Here is a 17543-nt window from a genome sequence, read left to right as displayed (position 1 = left end):
AAACTCCTGTCGTACAATCATAAAATTCGATGCTCGGCTAATGGCCATGACCATGGGTCGTCAGTTTTCGCGCCCGCGGGATGTAACGGCTCGCAACGAAGGCTTCAGCGCCGATGACCGCGTAACGCGGTTCGAAAAGCTGCTTCAGCACGGCGGCATCGCCCATCGAATCCACCGCCTCGATATCGGACTCCACAAGATCGAAGATCGTGAATTCGGCCTGCTCGCCGACCGCAAGCCGGTTGATGAGCGGCAGCTTGATGGCCGAGGCCGGCGCATGCGTGACCGCTTCGACCACCTTCTCGAAGGGCATGCCGACAGACAGCAACTTCGACATCGTCGTTGCCAGATCCCAGACCGGGACATTCAACGACCGGTTATGCAGATCGGTGGAGATGGAGAATGGCAAGAGCCCGCGCTTGATGGCCGCCTCGGCGACACGGAAGGAGAAGGACGCGCCGCCATGGCCGATATCCAGACGGATGCCTTCGCCCGCGCAGCGCTCTGCGAGATCGAAGAGGTCCTCATCCTCCATGAGGCTGCTGCCGGGCTTGCCGTTGAAGCAGTGCGTCACGATATCGCCGGGTCCGAGAACCTCGAGCACTTCCTCATAAAGCGCCGGCGGTTCGCCGACATGCACCATCATCGGAATCTTCAATATTTTGGCTATCTTCTTGCCGAGCTTGACGGGCGTAATTCCCCAGGAGCCGGTGATGACATGGCTCGCGCGCACCTTGATGCCGACAATATGCTCGCTGTTGTCGGCATAGACCTGAAGCATGCGGTCGAAATCGATCGAGCGAATGTCGATCAATTCGCTGACGCGATTGCAGGCAACAAGACCGATCGAGCCGAGATTGAGAAACGCCTTGATGCGTTCGCGCGCCGGCTCGATGATATATTCGCGGAAACCATGGAAATTCGCTTCGCCGGCCGAGCCGGCATCGACCAGCGTCGTCACGCCGCGTTCGACGCCGCATTCGGATGGGCGCAGGGAAATATCGGTTCCGCCATGCCAGATATGGACGTGCAGGTCGATCCAGCCCGGCGATATCCAAGCGCCCTTGCCATCGATCCTTTCGACGTCGGCCGATACTGCAAGCGACGGTCCGACCTCGGCAATACGCCCGTCCGCGCCGACCAGCACGTCGACAACGCTGCCGGGGGTCACCTGCTCGAAAGCCATCGGCTTGACGTTGGCAATCAGCAACGGCCGTTTCGGTGCATATGCGGAAGACATGAGCTACAAGTCCTTTCGAAGTCTGGGATCGAGAATGTCGCGCAATCCGTCGCCGACCATCTGCAGCGACAGCACGGATAGGATGATGGCGAAGCCTGGGAAGAGCGTCATCCAATTGGCCTGATCGAGATATTGCCGGCCGGCGGCAATCATCGTTCCCCAGGTCGGAATATCCGGGCTCACGCCAAGGCCGAGAAAGGAAAGGCCGGCTTCTGCGAGCATGGCGTTGGCAAACAGGAAGGTGCCCTGCACCAGGATCGGCGACAGCAGGTTTCTGAGCACATGCCGCGTCATGATGTGCAGCGTCGAAACGCCAAGCGCGCGCGCCGCCTCCACATAGGGTAACTCACGGATGACCAGGGTCGAAGCGCGAACGATACGCGCGAGCCGCGGCGCGTAGACGATGCTGAGGGCGACGATGACCGTCGCCAAGGACGGCCCAAGGGCTGCGACCAGCGCGATCGCCAACAGGATGTCGGGAAATGCCATCATCGCATCGACCAGCCGGGCAATCGGCGTATCCAATTGCTTGAAGAAGCCGGCGAGCAGGCCGAGCGTGACGCCGATGACAGCCGCCAGCGCGACGACCGCTCCGCCGACCAGCAACGACAGGCGGCCGGCATAGATGGTGCGGGTAAAGACGTCGCGGCCGAATTCATCGGTGCCGAAGAGATGAACGAAGCTCGGCGGCTTCAGCCTGTTGACGATGGATAGCTTGGCCGGCGCGTAGGGCGCAATCAGCGGCGCAAAAACGGCGAGCAGCACGAAAATCGTCAGCACGGCAACGCCGAGGACCACCGTCTTGCGCTTGAAGAGACGCCTTGCAAATTTGCGGCGCTCGGCGCCGGCGGTGTCCAATGTCGCAGCCATCAGTAGCGCACCCTCGGATCGACCAGCAGATAAAGCATATCGATCGCAAAATTGATCAGCACGTAGAGCCCGGCAATGACGAGCAGCGCACCCTGAATTACCGGATAGTCGCGCCTGAGCACGGCGGACACAACGAGATTGCCGATGCCGGGTAGGCTGAAGATGGTCTCGGTCACCACCGCACCGGAGATCAGCACCGCGGCGGTCAGTCCGATGACGGTGAGGATCGGGATCAGCGCGTTTTTCAGCGCATGCTTCAAAATGACCTTGCGTTCGACGAGACCTTTTGCCCGCGCGGTGCGGATATAATCGTCGCCAAGCACATCCAGCATCGAGGCGCGCGTGAAGCGCAGGATCAGCGCCGAGGAGACGACGCCGAGCACGATCGAAGGCAGCGCCAGGTGATACATCCGATCCGCAAATGCCGAACCAGGCCCGCCATATCCGGAGACGGGAAAGATGCCGTGGCGGACGGCGAAGAACTGAATGAGGATAAGGCCGAGCCAGAAACTCGGGATGCTGGCCGCAAGCATGGCAAGCGCCGTCGCCGCCTGATCAAACAATGAGCCGCGACGATAGGCGGAATAGATGCCGATCGGCAGGGCTATGATGCTGGCGATGATCAGCGAAAATACGGTCAGGAAGAAAGTCGGCTCGGCGCGCTCGACCAGCGCCGAAGTCACCGGCTCATTGAGAAAGATCGACTGACCGAGATCGCCGCGCAAGAGCTGACCGAAGTAATAAAGATATTGCAGGGCAAGCGGCTGATCGAGGCCGAGCCGGGCTCTGAGGCTGGCAATGTCCTGCGCAGTCGCATCGGGGCCGAGCATGACTGCGGCCGGATCGCCAGGGGTCACGCGTACGATCACGAAGACGATCGTCACCACCAGGAACATCACGACGATCATGCCGAAGAGGCGCTGAAGAATATAGCGTATCATGTCTTGTCCGATCCGCCGGCCGCTTTCATCGCGGCCGGAATGACGAGCCTAATGGCTGCTACTTCTTGATCGACGCGTTCCAGAAATACGGCCAGGGCGCGGCCTCGACCCCTTCGAGCTTGTTCGATTTGGCAGCCAGCGCATTGAAGTCGCCAATCTTGATCAGCGGCACCTCGTCGTAGATCACCTTCTGGACATCAGCCCACGCCGCCTGGCGCTTGTCGGGATCAACGGCAGAATTGAAAGCATCGACTGCGGCCTTTCGGGCGGGCGTGTCCCACCAGCCCGGCGAACTTGTCGACATTTGCCCGATCAAAGCCGGCTCCGGCAGGAAGGGGCTGTGAGTGATGTAGATGTCCCACAGCTTCGGATCGGCACGGCGCTGCGTGAGTGTTGCCCAATCGACCACCTGCATGTCGACATTGAAGCCGGCTTGCTTCAGATATTCGGCGGCAACCTGCGCCATCTTGTAGTGGAACTCATATTGGCGGCTGGTGAGGATACGCAGCGGTTCGCCGTTATAACCCGCCTTCTTCAGCAGCGCCCCGGCGGCCTCAGGATCGGCGACATTATAGGCGCCATTCGTGCCGGCATCCGTATTCCAGACATAAGTCTTGGGATAGAGGGCGGCATCGAGCGAATAAAAATCAGTGCTGCCAAAGGCGGCGGCAAGCATATCCTCCATGCTAAGCGCGGTGCGCACCGCCTTGCGGATATCGACATTCTTGGTGACGCCGTTTGCGGTGTTGAAGACAAACACCGGAAAACCGAAGGGCTTCAGCATGACCGGCTGGGACGCCGTCGAGCCTTTCAAGCGGTCGAAGGATTCGACCGGCAGCGAGTCGACATAATCATATTGACCGGCAACCGCAGCTTCGACGCGGGTGTTGGCGTCGGGAACGGGCACGAAACGAATTTCATCGAGATATTGATGCCGAGCGCCGCCATAACCATCGGCCTCGCCGCCGCGGGACTTATACCCATCGAAGCGCACCAGCTGAATATATTGGTCGGCCTTGCGCTCCTTCAGCATATAGGGACCCGTGCCGACAAAGGCGGTCATCGGGTCTTCCTGATGCTTGGCTGGAATGACGATCGCAGCCGAATTGTTGAAGGCGAGTAGCGAGAGAAGCGGCGCATAGGGTTGCTTCAGCACGATCTTGACCGTCGAGGGATCGACCGCCGAGATGCTGTCGATCATGGCCGCCGTCTGCTTGCCGCGCGAGGCGATTTTGGTCCAGCGATTGAGCGAGGCAACGACATCTTCCGAGGTCATATCGCTATTGTCGTGGAACTTGACGCCGGTGCGAAGCTTGATCGTATAGGTTTTGCCGTCGGCGCTGATGTCGGGCATGCTTTCAGCCAGAAGCGGCGTCACCTTCCAGTTCTTGTCGAAGGTAAAAAGCGTCTCGAAAATATGCTGCGAGACGATGCCGACCAAGTCGGCCGTCGACGCCATCGGATCCAAGGTCGGCGGCTCGCCGATCGTTGCGACATTGATCACGCCGCCCTTTTCCTGCGCCAAAAGCGCCGACGGCATGATGAGAAGAGCTGCTCCCAGAAGAAAGGCAAATTTGTTTCGCACGATATCATCCCCTTATTTATTCCGTTATTACGGAACATTAAATGTTATAATGGAATGATAGCCGCGAGGTGAGCGATGTCAATACGGCTGGGATTATCAAGAGAACATGCCCTGATGTCAGCGGCGAGTACGCCGGTTAGGGAGGCGACCATGATCGCGGCGGCCTCGGAAGCATTATTTGTATTGTAAAAAGCCGGCGCGCTGCGTTGAGGCAAAAAGTCGACATGCGGCAAGTATGAGCCGTCAGTCGCAATCAGCGGAGTTCGCAAATCATCAGAATGCATAACCGCCAAAATGCTCGCCAATAATTGGGCGAACAAATGTCGGCTGGTCGGCTCTTGCTGGAAACAAGGCCGACCAGACTTTCTTATCGGCTAAAGCGTCAGGAATGCTGACGGCGGGAGCTGAAGAGCAGCAGCGATCCGCCTCAACTTGGCTGGATCAATATCCGCGCCACTTTCGATATCGATGAGCTCTTCATTGGCGAGACCGCACGTCACCGCCAGATCCTCGATACTGTAGCCCACGGTTTCACGGGCTGCCTTTACACGCGCCGCCACATCGTCCGCCTGCACGGGTTCCGTTTGAACCTCATTGAAATTATTGAGTGAAATGGACATATCGTCTCCTTCTCTGTATAGATTCTTGCGAAGTCTTTTGTGAGTTTCGGGACAGGCGCCCGTTAAGGTGCCGATAACCTTTTATTTCAGCATTGTAATATGAACAAGCGCAAATCGTCGGATTGCGCCCGCGCGCGCCTATGGACGCGCGGAGATGCTGCTCATGGATGCCATCATTGGCACCATACGAAGGATCATCAAACGACGGATAGTTAACGGATTTTTGCCCACCCATGGAGCGCGTTGTCACGGCAACAAAGAGGCCAGCGCTCGGCCTGCCTCCTTATGAAATATCTGTGAATATGGAGGGACGAGAAGATGAATTGATACGATTAGATGTCGGGATGGCTTGCCTTTTCAAACAAAATCCACCGTCGATTCGCTCGACAGGACATTTGCTCGTCACCGCCAAACAGCCTTGACTTCCCCTTCGAAAGTGTGGGGCGCAAAAGCAATTGAAGGCCTAGCCCTTGGACTTTGAGGAGCGATTTGGCCGGCGAACGGCTCTGACCTTGCCGCTGCCTCCGCCGCCACAAAAGAACTGATCGCCGCCATCGGACTCCAGCCCCGACACGCCCATTCCAGGCGGCATGTCGAGCCGCTCCAGTACCTTTCCCGTTTCAGGATCGATCCGCCTCACATCGCTCTCGTCGCCTTCCCAGGTGCCGTGCCAGAGTTCGCCGTCGACCCAGGTGACTCCGGTAACGACGCGATTGGACTCGATCGTGCGGAGAATAGCCCCTGTTTGCGGATCGATCTGATGGATCTTCCGGCCCCGATGCTGCCCCACCCAGAGCGTGCCTTCGGCCCATGCGAGCCCCGAGTCCCCGCCATTGCCTGGCGCCGGGATCGTGGCGAGCACCTTACCGGTCTTCGGATCGATTTTGTGGATGCGATCCTCCGCGATCTGAAACAGGTGCTGACCGTCGAAGGCCGTTCCCGCATGCGAGGCGACTTCGATCGAGCGCAGTACCTCCTCCCCCTTGGTCGGATCAAAGGCGTTCAGCCTGTCTCCCGAGGCAAACCAGACGCTCTGGCCGTCGAAAGTGACGCCATTCACGCGGTCCGCACCAGGAAAGGGTCCATATTCACGAAGAATTTCGGCTTGAGATCGTTTCATGCTGTCATCCTATTCATTCGGCAGCGGACCGGGGAGTAACAAGATTGTCGGGAATCCGAGCACCGGCGGGGTCATCCAGCGGCGCGCCCTTCCAAGACCCAACGACTGTACCTTGCCTGCTTCGGCAAGCTGTTCGAGCGCGCGCTGCACCGTGCGCGGGCTCGCTCCAAGCGCAATCGCCAGCGCCGAGCTCGACCAGGCCTCTCCGTCGGCGAGAAAGGCGAGCAGCGCCGCATGCTGCTCTTCGACCGGCGGTGCCAGTACTGCGACCTCGCGCGAGCGGCGCGGCACCAGCGCAAAGCCCCGCTTTGTTGCCCTGACATCCGCCAACGAGCGTAACTCCGCGCGAAGCCGTCCCATTTCGACGCGCAGCCGCGCGCGATGCGATTCATCGGCGTGCTTTGCCCGGAAGGCACGAGCAAGGAGGGTACTCCTCGGCACGTCCCCCGGCCAGGCTTCACCCAGTACGCGTGCAAGCGTAAACAGGACCGGGCGCGTCGCGAGCGAAACGATTGTTCCTGCGTTCCGAACGACATTCCGGCACGCGTCCACCACGAGCGTCCCCGACTCCAGCAGCGTTTCCACCTCTTCGAGCAGGAGCGGGCGCTCCTCGCCACGCAGGATTACGCGCGCCGCCGCTGTGTGCAGAACGAGTGAAGCGCTTTCGACCTCCGCCGTCAGCGCAGGAATATTCGCTGCCCGCGCGGCATGTGCTGCCCGCGTGAGCGCCGCACGCGCTGCCTTCGTCTGCAGGCGGCGAATAGCTATTCCGGCAACCACCAGCTCGTGAGCGGCCTTCGACGCGGGCGGGAGCGGTGACGGGTCGAGCTCGGCGAGCACACGCTCGGCCTCATCGAGGTGGCCGATCAGCAGCAGGCGCCGGACTTCGAGATTGCGTGCATGCGCGGCATTCACACCGTCGCCATGCGCTTCCAGCGTTACCCGTGCCGCAGCAAGAGCCTTGGCAGGCCAGGTAAGGTCGCGCGAGACGAGCGCGATCTCGGCTTCGGCGACGACACATCGGGCGCGGGCCATGGCCTCCCTCGGCCCGAAGGCGCGTGCAGCACTCTTGAGGAGCATCTTTGCGCGGCCGAGCTCGCCGAGTTGTGCCATCGCGATGCCCCTGAGCGCCAGCGCGGGGGCATCATCGCGCAGGGCAACCCGCTTCAACGCGCCAAGAGGATCGCCGCCTGCCAGCGCATGCGCCGCAGCGGTGATCATCGAGTCCATCGAAATCCCGTCAAACTTGTAACTCCCATCATTTCGATATCCGGGCGTAGCTTACTTGCGACCACCAAACAGCACGTCGCATCTTGAATGATACGACGGCAGATAGCCAAGGGAGAAAAATGATGACTGCACATGTGATTGCGACACGCAAGGAATGGCTGGCTGCAAGGCTCGACCTCCTCGCGGATGAGAAGGCGCTGACGCGGCAGAGCGACGAATTGGCACTGCGCCGGCAAGCCCTCCCCTGGGTGCGGATCGACAAGGACTATCGCTTCGAGACGGAGAAAGGCAGCGCCTCGCTCATCGATCTCTTCAAGGGACGCTCGCAGCTCCTCGTCTACCACTTCATGTTCGGCCCCGACTATACGGCCGGCTGCCCGTCCTGCTCCTCGATTGCGGACGGCTTCAATGGCTTCGTCGTCCATCTCGAGAACCACGATGTCGCCTTCTCGGCGGTATCGCGGGCGCCGCTTGCAAAACTGCAGGCATTCAAGCAGCGCATGGGGTGGACCTTCCCCTGGGCGTCTTCGTTCGGCAGCGATTTCAATACCGATTTCGGCGTCTGGTTCAGCGAGGAACAGCAGCGGGAAGGCGGCATCGAGTATAATTTCCGCCGCGAGATGCCTTCACCTCAGCCTGTCGCAAACAAGGCTGCTCAGGGATGCGAGGCCTGCAGCAGCGAGGAACCCGTAACGCAGATAGCAGCCATGACCGGAACCGACGCCGCTACATTTACACGCGACAGGCCGGGCCTCAGCGCATTCGTGCTCGATGACGGTGTCGTTTATCACACCTATTCCAGCTATGCGCGCGGGCTCGATGGCCTCTGGGGCATGTACCAGTGGCTCGACCGCGCTCCCAAGGGGCGCAACGAGAACGGTATCTGGTGGCGTCACCATGATCAGTATGGCCGGAGCTGACGTTTCGATGTCTACTCAACCCAGCCCTTTTCCCGCCGGCAGCGGATCTGCCGGCGACGCTGCCGCCATCGGCCTCTCTCATTGGTTGTCCCTCGCCGCGGCCCCGACATTCGCGATCATGGCGCTGCTGACGGCCACGATCGGCGATGCCGATATGATCTGCTCCGCTATGCAGGGGGCTTCACCACTCAGCGGAATGGTCCCGATGTACCTGCTCATGAGCGTCTTTCATGTCGCGCCTTGGTTGAAACTTCTGTCCCGCCAACGAAACGCTGCGCGCCGGTCCTGATCCGGCGCTCACCGGGCCGAACAGGAACCTTTCGATCCATCCCCGACGCAAACCCCCGACTGCCGAATCGTAAAGATTGCATTCAATCTTTTTTGGTAATTTTCCATTAGCAATTCATGTCGGTGGTTTTCCGAAGACTTGGATGCTGCCGTCGACTGTTGTTTTGCGTGCGGGTTCATATGCGTCTAGCGGCTGTGTTAGCAATCTTTCTTACTTCGTTGATCTTGTCGGCATGCGCTGCCAGTTCCGGTCCGGAAGACGTGCTGGTCGCACCACCGTCGCAGGAAACGACCAATTCCATCACCCGATCGAACGGGCCTGTACCATCCGCCGAGGTTGGCAACGCTACCCTGCAGGTCGCCCAGCAGCAGCAAGCGTTGACATGGACAGAGCCGGACCCGCGGCCGCAGGCCTTCTTGCCGACCGCCAAGACCGACAGCGTCCCAATTCCCTCCGAAAAACCGGTTGCTCTGCTCATGCCGACCAACCCGGCGATCAGCGCAGCACCGCAAACGCGGATGCAGATCCACAGCCGTCGTTTCCGCGACGCCAAGCCCATCAATTTCGGCAGTTCCTCGCCAAGAAAGCTCGCCGTGCATGGCGTCGACGTTTCCCGTTGGCAAGGCGAAATCGATTGGGAGAAGTTGCAGGCGCAGGGCGCCAATTTCGTCTATTTGAAAGCGACCGACGGCGGCGATCACCTCGACCCCATGTTCAAGAAGAATTGGCGCAGGGCCAAGGAGGCGGGGCTAAAACGGGGTGCCTATCACTTCTTCTACTGGTGCCGGACGGCAGGCGAACAGGCCGATTGGTTCATCCGCAACGTTCCGAGAGAGGCCGGCGCCCTTCCGCCGGTGATAGACGTCGAATGGAATGGGGAATCGAGCTGCAAGAGACGGCCCTCGCGCGAGCACGTCCTCGAAAAAATGCAGGTCTTTATGGACAGGCTGGAGAGATATTACGGCCAGCGCCCGATCATCTACACCGCCCCGGATTTCTATCGCGACAACTTGCAGGGCGAATTCACCAATTATCCCTTCTGGCTGCGCTCGGTGGCCGCACATCCCTCCAAGGTTTATCCGGGACGGAAATGGCTCTTCTGGCAATATTCCGGTTCCGGGCTCACCCATGGCGTCGAGGGTCGGATCGACCTCAACGCTTTCCATGGCAGCGAGGAAGAATGGCACAACTGGGTGGCGGCGCGTTCGAATTGAGCCGACACGCGAGTCGCACTTGGCCGTTTTTCCGACCAGAACGAATATCGAGAACGAGGGCTGCCTGTCTTCCAAGACCGTGTGCCGGCACCGCGCCTCTATGCGGACGCGCGCTATAGCACTACTATTTCGGACATCTAAGCCATTGTCGCAGCGGCGGCATTCCTAAATCCCAAAGAATCGTCTGTTGTCACCACGGAAGCTGTCGCCATCGGCGACGAACTTGCCGCACACATATTGCCACACTCTCCTGCCGCTACATCTAGAAAGCGAAATAATCAGCCTGCTCATCCTCGGGTGCTCAGGATATGCAATGAAGGAGAACCGGCCATGGTCGACGAAAAGCAGCTCATCTCGAAAATCACCTGGCGCCTGATGCCCTTTTTGGGGCTCTTGTATCTGGTCGCCTATATCGATCGTCAGAATGTCAGCTTCGCCAAGCTGCAGATGGTCGATGCGCTCGGGATGAGCGAATATGCCTATGGCCTTGGCGCATCTCTCTTTTTCATCGGTTATTTCATCTTCGAAGTGCCGAGCAATCTGATGCTGGATAGGTTTGGCGCCAGCAGATGGTTCGCCAGGATCCTGATATCCTGGGGCATCGTGACGACGCTGCTTGCCTATACGCAGAATGCGACGATGTTCTATATCCTGCGCTTCCTTCTCGGCGCGTGCGAGGCAGGCTTCTTCCCCGGCGTTCTCTATCTTCTCACGCTCTGGTTCCCGTCGATCTATCGCGGCAAAATGGTTGGGCTGTTCATGATCTTCAGCGCATTCGCCAATGCCGTCGGTGCGCCGCTCGGCGGTACGCTGCTCGATCTCAACGGGCTCTACAATATTGCCGGCTGGCAATGGGTGTTCATCGCGACGGGCGTTCCGGCCATTATTCTGGGCGTGGTGACGATATTCTATCTGTCCGATCATCCGGCGCAGGCGCATTTTCTGACCGATGAGGAAAAGCGCTGGCTGCAGGACAGGCTCGCCTCCGAAAATGCCGGCATGGACAAGAACGCCGATAGTGGTTTCAAAGCGCTCGTCGATCCCCGCGTGCTGCTGATGGCGCTCTGCTATATCGCCTTTCCGCTCGCGGCCTACGGCCTCAGCTACTGGCTACCGACGATCGTCAAGAGCTTCGGCGTCGGCAATACCGAGAACGGTTTCCTGAACATCATTCCGTGGCTCCTGGTCGCGGTCAGCCTCTATGTCGTTCCCGCCATGGCGGCAAAGGCGAAATCGAAGACGTCCTATATCGTCATCCCGGCTTTTGTCGGAGCGGTATCGCTCCTGCTTTCCGCGTTGATCCCGGATCACAGGCTGCAGTTCGCGTTCCTGTCCGTCGCCGCCGCAGGCATCTTTGCCGGTCAGCCGGTCTTCTGGAGCCTGCCCTCGCGGTTCCTGAGGGGCGCCGGTGCTGCGGCAGGCCTCGCAGCCATCAACTCCGTCGGCAATCTCGGCGGCTTTATTGCCCAGAACGTCGTGCCATGGATCAAGGACGTCACGGGAAGCACGATTGCCCCGATGTTCTTCCTGGCCGGATGCCTGGCCATCGGCGGCCTGCTCGTATTCGTCGTGGAACAGCAGATATCCCGGAGGGAGCGGATTACCAGAGAAAGAGAGATCGGGGCCGCAGCAGCCTCCCCGAAAATCTGATCGGCCGGCACTTAAGCGGCATGAACAACCGATCGTCTCGGGCATGGAGCCGAAGGCTTTGTCTGAGGGTGGCGCTGAACCGCCGCCGGCATCGGGCGGCTCAGCAGACCGTGCCAACCTGGAATGGTTTGCATCTTACCCTTTGACGGCGCGCGCCATATATTTATGCACATGAATGCTTGGCGAACGATGGTTCAATGTTTGAAGCTTTGGCGACGAATGCCGCCAATCCTCGCCTTGATGCTGGCTCTGGCATCAACTTTCGGCCTCGCCTCCTCGCCGACAGTTGGTGCGGAGCGCGTGGCTATGGTCCTGAAGGTGAACGGCGCTATAGGCCCGGCAACATCGGATTATATACGGCGTGGCCTTGAGCGCGCCAGCGCAGATGGCGCCACTCTGGTCATCCTGCAGATCGATACGCCTGGTGGTCTCGACACATCGATGCGAGAGATCATTCGTTTGATCCTCGCCTCGTCCGTGCCTGTGGCGGGATTTGTGGCGCCAAGCGGCGCCCGCGCCGCCAGTGCCGGCACCTATATTCTCTATGCAAGCCACATCTCGGCGATGGCGCCGGGTACTAATATCGGCGCGGCCACACCGATCTCAATCGGCGGCAACCCGTTCGGCAGCGGTTCCGAACCGGACAAGGGAAAATCCGGCGAACCAGGCAATACACAGGGACAGCCCTCTCGCGACGCCAGCGAAGCGAAAGCCGTCAACGATGCCGTCGCCTATATTCGCGGGCTTGCCGAACTGCGCAATCGCAACGCCGATTGGGCGGAACGGGCCGTGCGGGAAGCCGCGAGCCTTTCTGCGACCGCAGCCGCGCACGAGCATGTCGTCGACTTCACAGCCAACACCATCCAAGATCTCTTGACCCAGGCGCAGGGCCGGACGGTTCGGGTCGGCCAGACTGATGTTCGTCTCGATACCGCCGGCCTTGCCGTTCGGGAATTCGAACCGGACTGGCGGACGCGTCTGCTTTCCGTGATTACCGATCCCAACATAGCGCTCATCCTGATGATGGTCGGCATCTACGGCATCATCTTCGAATTTCTCACCCCCGGAACATTTGTCCCTGGCACGATCGGCGGCATATGCTTGCTGCTTGGTCTCTACGCTCTGGCATTGCTGCCGGTAAGTTACGCCGGCGTCGGATTGATCATCCTCGGCGTTGGGCTAACCGTCGCCGAAGCGCATTCACCATCCTTCGGCGCCCTTGGCATGGGCGGCGGCATTGCGCTCGTGCTCGGCGCTGCCATTCTGTTCGAGACGGATGTCCCGGGCTTTGAAGTGTCCTGGTCCGTGCTGGGCGGCATCGCCATCGCGGCCCTTGCCTTCAGCCTCATCGTCGCCCGGGTGGCGATTCTCTCGCGCTGGCGCAAAGTTACAACCGGCACGGAACAGATGATCGGCATATCAGGCAAAGTCGACAGTTGGACGGGCGCTGCAGGCTACGTCATCGCGCATGGCGAACGCTGGAAGGCAGTTTCCTCGGAGCCGCTTGCCACCGGTGACGCCGTCAAAGTGACCGGTCGCAATGGTCTGACGCTTGAGGTGACCCGCAGCACTTAAGAGGCTGGCGGAGCAGGAGAAAAAGTCATGGGCATGTTCGCAGATCTCGCCTTCTATCTTGTGGTTATCCTTATCCTGCTGCTCGTCCTCGCGTCGGCAATCAAAATCCTGCGGGAATATGAGCGCGGGGTGGTGTTCACGCTCGGCCGCTTCACCGGCGTCAAGGGACCCGGCCTGTTTCTGCTCATCCCCTATGTCCAGCAGATGATGCGGGTCGACCTGCGCACCAGGGTGCTCGACGTGCCCGGCCAGGATGTCATCTCGCATGATAACGTCTCTGTTCGCGTAAGCGCCGTGATCTATTTCAGGGTCATCGATCCAGAGAGATCGACGATCCAGGTCGAGGACTTCATGGCGGCGACGAGCCAGCTTGCCCAAACGACGCTGCGTTCGGTGCTTGGCAAGCACGATCTCGACGAAATGCTGTCGGAACGCGACAAGCTCAACAACGACATTCAGGAAATTCTCGATGCGCAGACGGATGCCTGGGGCATCAAGGTGGCCAATGTCGAGATCAAACATGTCGACATCAACGAGTCGATGATCCGCGCGATCGCCCGCCAGGCCGAGGCCGAACGCGAGCGGCGCGCCAAGATCATCAATGCCGAAGGCGAGCAGCAGGCGGCGGCGAAGCTGCTCGAAGCAGCCGAAATCCTGGCCAGGCAACCCGAAGCCATGCAGCTTCGCTACCTCAGCACGCTGAACGTCATTGCCGGCGAAAAGACGTCGACGATCCTGTTTCCCTTCCCGATGGAATTCGCCAATCTGCTCCCGCCGAAGACGGACAAACCGCCGCAGTAGCTCGCGCTTCGATCTGCTTCCGCAATACTCAAGCGAAAGCCGGCATCTTTCTCATCGCAAGGAAATTCTCCATCGCCTTGAAGGAGAAGGCCGAAGTCGGCAGGCCGGTGCCGCCCTCCAGCGCGAGATCGGCAAGAATTTCGCCGACGACGCTGGTGAATTTGAAGCCATGGCCGGAACAGGGTGAGGCGACGACGACATGCGGCTCGCCCGGCATGTGATCGATCAGGAAATCCTCGCTTGGCAGCATTGTGTAGCGGCAGGTGACGGCATTGACACGAACACCTGCAGCGGCAGGAAGGCGCTTGGCAATAAAATTGTCCAAGAGTGCCTTATCCCTGTCGTTGACGGGTGGATTGGCCCGGTTTGGATCGATCGGTTCCATGAAATGCGCGTGGCGGCCGACCTTGACGCCGTCGACGCCGATCGCCGGGAAGCCGAAATAGGAGCCCTCCTTGCCCTCATCACGAAGGAAGGCGGGCATGCGATGCGGCTGGGTCACAAAGCCGTCGCGCGGCTGATACCAGGCGACCACCTGGCGGATCGGATTGGCATGCTCCCGCAACTGCGGTACCAACTCAGCGATCCACGAACCGGTCGAAACGATCACCTTCCTGGCGCGATAACGGCCGACAGCAGACGAAATCGTCACGCCGGCATCGTCGGGCGCGATTGCCGTCACCTTCTCACCGAAATGCAGGACCGCCCCATCTTCCGCCGCCAGCTTCAGATAGCCCATGACGGCCGTTTCCGGACGGAGATAGCCACCTTGCGGATCGAGCACAGCCATCTCGCCTTCTTCCAACGCAAAGACTGGAAAACGCGTTGCCATCGCCTTCCGATCCAGCTCCTCGTAAGGCAAATGGTGCAGTTTGCAGGATGCCAGCGTGCCGCTGACGATCTTGCTCTCTGGCTTGCCGATCTGCAGTACGCCGGTGATCGTCAGGACATCGGCGCGCAGCCGCGCTTCCAGCGCCCGCCAGTTCTCATAGGCGCGCTGCAGCAACGGCACATAGGACGGGTCCTCGAAATAGCCGAGGCGGATCAGCCGGCTGTCGCCGTGCGAGGAACTTAAGGCATGAGCGGGAAAATGGGCATCAATGCCGATCGTCTTGACACCACGCGCCGAGAGAAAGGAAAGTGCCGCACTTCCCATGGCCCCAAGGCCGATGACGGCAACATCGAACTCCGCAGTCATAAACTATCCTATTCGCTGATATCCGGCGGCAGCGTCCCGCGAATGAGGTTTCGCAGGGCTTCCATGTCGACGCTCAAGGGACGGTCGTCGCCATAATGCGGGATGCGGGCGCGCACCATCTTGTAAATCGCGTCGGTGCCCTCGGCGCGCGTTCCCGCGGCACTCAGGAAATCATGCGCCTGCGCCGCCGCCATCAGTTCGATCGCCAGGATATATTCGGCATTGTCGATCACCGCGAGCAGCTTGTTTGCCGCGGCTGTCGGATGCGCGAGGAAATCTTCCTGCAGGCCAGAGGTCAGGCCGCCGTCGGTGCTGGCGGGTGCCGCCAACCGGCGGTTCTCGTTGGCAAGAGCTGCGGCCGTATATTGCGCGATCATGAAGCCGGAATTGCTGCCGGCATCGCTTGCGAGGAAGGGCGGCAGGCCGCTGACAAGCGGATTGACCAGCCGGTCCATGCGCCGCTCGCTCATCGCCGCGATCTGGGCAAGCGCAGTCGCAAGGCTGTCGGCGGCTTGCCCGAGCGCCGGAGCAACCGCATGCGCTTCCGACGAAACTATCGGGTTCTCCGGTGTGCCGGAAACGGCCGGATTGTCCGTTACGGAAGCAAGTTCCTCATCGACGACACCAGCGGAATTGTCGAAGACGTCGCGCGCCGCACCGTGGGCATGCGGAACAGCGCGCAGGCTGAGAGCATCCTGCGTGCGCCGGCCCAACGCCACGGCGATGAGGCCGCTGCCCTGCAATCGGGCGCGCAACGATGCGCCGACTGCGGCAATGCCTTTGGAGGGGCGCAGTGCCAGCACGGCTTCGTCGAATGCCGCCATCTGACAACCGGCCGCCTCCAGCGTCAGCGCCGCGGCGGCATCGGCCCAGGCAAGCAGGCGTTCGGCACGAGCCAGCGCCACGCTGGCAAGGCCGGTCGCGCAGGCGGTGCCGTTGACGAGGCTCAAGCCCTCCTTCGCGCCGAGCACGAGCGGCTCAAGGCCGATCGCAACCAGGGCTTCACGTCCGCTCATCGCCTTGCCGGCAAGCCTGGCACTGCCCTCGCCGATCAGCACCAGCGCGATATGGGCATTATGCGTCAGATAGCCGGCCGAACCTTTCGAGGGCACGTCGGGGATGCAGTCCTTTTCGAGAAAGGCCGCAAGATAATTGACTATGTCCGGCCCCACGCCGGAATGGCCATGGGCAAAATTGGCGATCTGAGCAGTGATGATGGCACGCACCTCACGCGGCGCCAGCAGCTCCCCGACACCGCAGGCGTGGCTGAGAATGATATTGCGCGAAAGGCGGCTCTGGGATTGACGGTCGACCACCGTATCCGACAGCGCGCCGACGCCGGTGTTGACGCCGTAGGCACGCATGCCAGTCTCGACGATGCGTTCGACGATCCGGCTCGCATAGGCGATGCGTTCCCGCACGGCCGGTGCAAGTGATAGAGGCGCACCGGCCGCCACGCTGGCGACATCCCGCCAGCTCAGCACCGTTCGAAGCATGACATTCATGTCGGCGCTCCAAAATGCCCGATGAACTGGCGGAAGGCTGGGGAGGCGCCGCTGCCGAACATTTCCTGCGGCGGGCCGCTGCTTTCGATCAGGCCCTCGCGCATGAAGACGACGCGGTTGGAGACGTTGCGGGCAAAGCTCATCTCGTGGGTGACGACGAGCATGGTCATGCCCTCTTCCGCCAGCGAGCGCATGACGCGTAGCACTTCGCCGACAAGCTCGGGATCGAGGGCCGAGGTCGGCTCGTCGAAAAGCATGACCTTCGGTTTCATGGCAAGCGAGCGGGCGATCGCCGCGCGCTGCTGCTGACCGCCTGACAGGAGCGCCGGATAGGCATGCCGCTTGTCGGCGATGCCGACCTTTTCGAGCAGTGCCTCGGCTTCGGCGATGCATTCGGCCCGTGGCCGCTTCAGTACATGCACCGGCCCCTCGATGACGTTCTGCAGGATTGTCATGTGGGACCAGAGATTGAAGGACTGGAACACCATGCCGAGTTCGGAGCGGATATGATCCACCTGCTTCTGGCTCGCCGGCCTGCTTGTGCCGCCCTTATGCACCATGCGGATCTGTTCGCCATCGACCCAGATCTCGCCGTCAGTCGCGGTCTCCAAAAGATTGATGCAGCGCAGGAAGGTGGATTTGCCCGAGCCGGAGGCGCCAAGCAGCGAAATGACGTCGCCATCCTGTGCATCCAGGGAAATGCCGCGCAGAACCTCGTGCGTGCCGAAGCTTTTGCGAATATTGCGGACCGAAAGTCGGGTGACGCCGGGCATGATCGCTCCAAT

General features: G+C 60.5%; 16 protein-coding genes. 6 read left to right on the top strand and 10 right to left on the bottom strand.

Going from position 1 to position 17543, the window contains the following annotated elements:
* Nucleotides 1–37: 37 nt before the first annotated feature.
* The 7 genes from QDY28_RS14970 to QDY28_RS14940 form a co-directional block, all read right to left on the bottom strand.
* Complete coding sequence (locus QDY28_RS14970; RefSeq protein WP_331382474.1) at nucleotides 38–1240, bottom strand: amidohydrolase/deacetylase family metallohydrolase; 1203 nt, start codon at nucleotides 1238–1240, stop codon at nucleotides 38–40.
* Nucleotides 1241–1243: 3 nt separating this feature from the next.
* On the bottom strand, nucleotides 1244–2110 hold the full coding sequence (locus QDY28_RS14965) for an ABC transporter permease (RefSeq protein ID WP_331382473.1): 867 nt from the start codon (nucleotides 2108–2110) through the stop codon (nucleotides 1244–1246).
* Entirely contained in the window at nucleotides 2110–3051 is a 942-nt protein-coding gene (locus tag QDY28_RS14960) for an ABC transporter permease (RefSeq protein WP_331382472.1), read from the bottom strand. The genes QDY28_RS14965 and QDY28_RS14960 overlap by 1 nt, the downstream gene beginning before the upstream one ends.
* Before the next feature lie 58 nt (nucleotides 3052–3109).
* Nucleotides 3110–4591, bottom strand: a complete 1482-nt coding sequence (locus tag QDY28_RS14955) for an ABC transporter substrate-binding protein (protein WP_442967526.1) — start codon at nucleotides 4589–4591, stop codon at nucleotides 3110–3112.
* A gap of 419 nt (nucleotides 4592–5010) precedes the next feature.
* A complete protein-coding gene (locus QDY28_RS14950; RefSeq protein WP_331382470.1) occupies nucleotides 5011–5256 on the bottom strand; it encodes a helix-turn-helix domain-containing protein in 246 nt (81 codons plus the stop codon).
* 463 nt (nucleotides 5257–5719) lie between these two features.
* On the bottom strand, nucleotides 5720–6376 hold the full coding sequence (locus QDY28_RS14945) for a Vgb family protein (protein WP_331382469.1): 657 nt from the start codon (nucleotides 6374–6376) through the stop codon (nucleotides 5720–5722).
* Between the two features lie 9 nt (nucleotides 6377–6385).
* A complete protein-coding gene (locus QDY28_RS14940; RefSeq protein ID WP_331382467.1) occupies nucleotides 6386–7606 on the bottom strand; it encodes a helix-turn-helix domain-containing protein in 1221 nt (406 codons plus the stop codon).
* A gap of 122 nt (nucleotides 7607–7728) precedes the next feature.
* Between QDY28_RS14940 and QDY28_RS14935 the strand changes: the two genes are divergently transcribed.
* From QDY28_RS14935 to QDY28_RS14910, 6 genes are all read left to right on the top strand, one after another.
* Nucleotides 7729–8526, top strand: a complete 798-nt coding sequence (locus QDY28_RS14935) for a DUF899 domain-containing protein (protein WP_331382466.1) — start codon at nucleotides 7729–7731, stop codon at nucleotides 8524–8526.
* A gap of 7 nt (nucleotides 8527–8533) precedes the next feature.
* Nucleotides 8534–8815 (top strand): hypothetical protein, encoded by a 282-nt coding sequence (locus QDY28_RS14930; protein ID WP_331382465.1) that lies wholly within the window; start codon nucleotides 8534–8536, stop codon nucleotides 8813–8815.
* 179 nt (nucleotides 8816–8994) lie between these two features.
* Nucleotides 8995–10029: a glycoside hydrolase family 25 protein gene (locus tag QDY28_RS14925; protein WP_331382464.1), complete on the top strand. Its 1035-nt coding sequence runs from the start codon at nucleotides 8995–8997 to the stop codon at nucleotides 10027–10029.
* A gap of 330 nt (nucleotides 10030–10359) precedes the next feature.
* Nucleotides 10360–11679 carry an MFS transporter gene (locus tag QDY28_RS14920; protein WP_331382463.1) on the top strand — a complete coding sequence of 440 codons (1320 nt, stop codon included), beginning with the start codon at nucleotides 10360–10362 and terminating at the stop codon, nucleotides 11677–11679.
* Between the two features lie 219 nt (nucleotides 11680–11898).
* A complete protein-coding gene (locus QDY28_RS14915; protein WP_331382462.1) occupies nucleotides 11899–13254 on the top strand; it encodes an NfeD family protein in 1356 nt (451 codons plus the stop codon).
* A gap of 27 nt (nucleotides 13255–13281) precedes the next feature.
* Nucleotides 13282–14055, top strand: a complete 774-nt coding sequence (locus QDY28_RS14910) for a slipin family protein (RefSeq protein ID WP_331382461.1) — start codon at nucleotides 13282–13284, stop codon at nucleotides 14053–14055.
* Nucleotides 14056–14083: 28 nt separating this feature from the next.
* On the opposite strand, the gene solA is transcribed toward QDY28_RS14910, so the two are convergent.
* Genes solA through QDY28_RS14895 form a run of 3 tightly spaced genes read right to left on the bottom strand, consistent with a single transcriptional unit; the run spans nucleotide 14084 to nucleotide 17531 of the window.
* Nucleotides 14084–15253 (bottom strand): N-methyl-L-tryptophan oxidase, encoded by a 1170-nt coding sequence (gene solA / locus QDY28_RS14905; RefSeq protein ID WP_331382460.1) that lies wholly within the window; start codon nucleotides 15251–15253, stop codon nucleotides 14084–14086.
* An 8-nt stretch (nucleotides 15254–15261) separates the two neighbouring features.
* The gene (locus QDY28_RS14900; RefSeq protein WP_331382459.1) at nucleotides 15262–16758 is read right to left on the bottom strand and encodes an HAL/PAL/TAL family ammonia-lyase; all 1497 of its coding nucleotides are present in this window, start codon (nucleotides 16756–16758) and stop codon (nucleotides 15262–15264) included.
* Nucleotides 16755–17531 (bottom strand): ABC transporter ATP-binding protein, encoded by a 777-nt coding sequence (locus tag QDY28_RS14895; RefSeq protein ID WP_331382458.1) that lies wholly within the window; start codon nucleotides 17529–17531, stop codon nucleotides 16755–16757. The genes QDY28_RS14900 and QDY28_RS14895 overlap by 4 nt, the downstream gene beginning before the upstream one ends.
* Nucleotides 17532–17543: the final 12 nt, after the last annotated feature.

Origin of the sequence: Rhizobium sp. BR 362 (assembly GCF_036528765.1) — a bacterium.
Taxonomy (GTDB): domain Bacteria; phylum Pseudomonadota; class Alphaproteobacteria; order Rhizobiales; family Rhizobiaceae; genus Rhizobium.
This window is presented reverse-complemented; position numbering and strand designations above follow the sequence as displayed.

Bases quoted from the DNA above. Each gene is read 5' to 3' on its own strand.
- QDY28_RS14915 (WP_331382462.1), top strand. From the start codon at position 11,899: ATGCCGCCAATCCTCGCCTTGATGCTGGCTCTGGCATCAACTTTCGGC.
- QDY28_RS14900 (WP_331382459.1), bottom strand. From the start codon at position 16,758: ATGAATGTCATGCTTCGAACGGTGCTGAGCTGGCGGGATGTCGCCAGC.
- solA (WP_331382460.1), bottom strand. From the start codon at position 15,253: ATGACTGCGGAGTTCGATGTTGCCGTCATCGGCCTTGGGGCCATGGGA.
- QDY28_RS14960 (WP_331382472.1), bottom strand. From the start codon at position 3,051: ATGATACGCTATATTCTTCAGCGCCTCTTCGGCATGATCGTCGTGATG.
- QDY28_RS14970 (WP_331382474.1), bottom strand. From the start codon at position 1,240: ATGTCTTCCGCATATGCACCGAAACGGCCGTTGCTGATTGCCAACGTC.
- QDY28_RS14930 (WP_331382465.1), top strand. From the start codon at position 8,534: ATGTCTACTCAACCCAGCCCTTTTCCCGCCGGCAGCGGATCTGCCGGC.
- QDY28_RS14935 (WP_331382466.1), top strand. From the start codon at position 7,729: ATGACTGCACATGTGATTGCGACACGCAAGGAATGGCTGGCTGCAAGG.
- QDY28_RS14950 (WP_331382470.1), bottom strand. From the start codon at position 5,256: ATGTCCATTTCACTCAATAATTTCAATGAGGTTCAAACGGAACCCGTG.
- QDY28_RS14940 (WP_331382467.1), bottom strand. From the start codon at position 7,606: ATGGACTCGATGATCACCGCTGCGGCGCATGCGCTGGCAGGCGGCGAT.
- QDY28_RS14920 (WP_331382463.1), top strand. From the start codon at position 10,360: ATGGTCGACGAAAAGCAGCTCATCTCGAAAATCACCTGGCGCCTGATG.
- QDY28_RS14895 (WP_331382458.1), bottom strand. From the start codon at position 17,531: ATGCCCGGCGTCACCCGACTTTCGGTCCGCAATATTCGCAAAAGCTTC.
- QDY28_RS14925 (WP_331382464.1), top strand. From the start codon at position 8,995: ATGCGTCTAGCGGCTGTGTTAGCAATCTTTCTTACTTCGTTGATCTTG.
- QDY28_RS14945 (WP_331382469.1), bottom strand. From the start codon at position 6,376: ATGAAACGATCTCAAGCCGAAATTCTTCGTGAATATGGACCCTTTCCT.
- QDY28_RS14955 (WP_442967526.1), bottom strand. From the start codon at position 4,591: ATGCCGTCGGCGCTTTTGGCGCAGGAAAAGGGCGGCGTGATCAATGTC.
- QDY28_RS14910 (WP_331382461.1), top strand. From the start codon at position 13,282: ATGGGCATGTTCGCAGATCTCGCCTTCTATCTTGTGGTTATCCTTATC.
- QDY28_RS14965 (WP_331382473.1), bottom strand. From the start codon at position 2,110: ATGGCTGCGACATTGGACACCGCCGGCGCCGAGCGCCGCAAATTTGCA.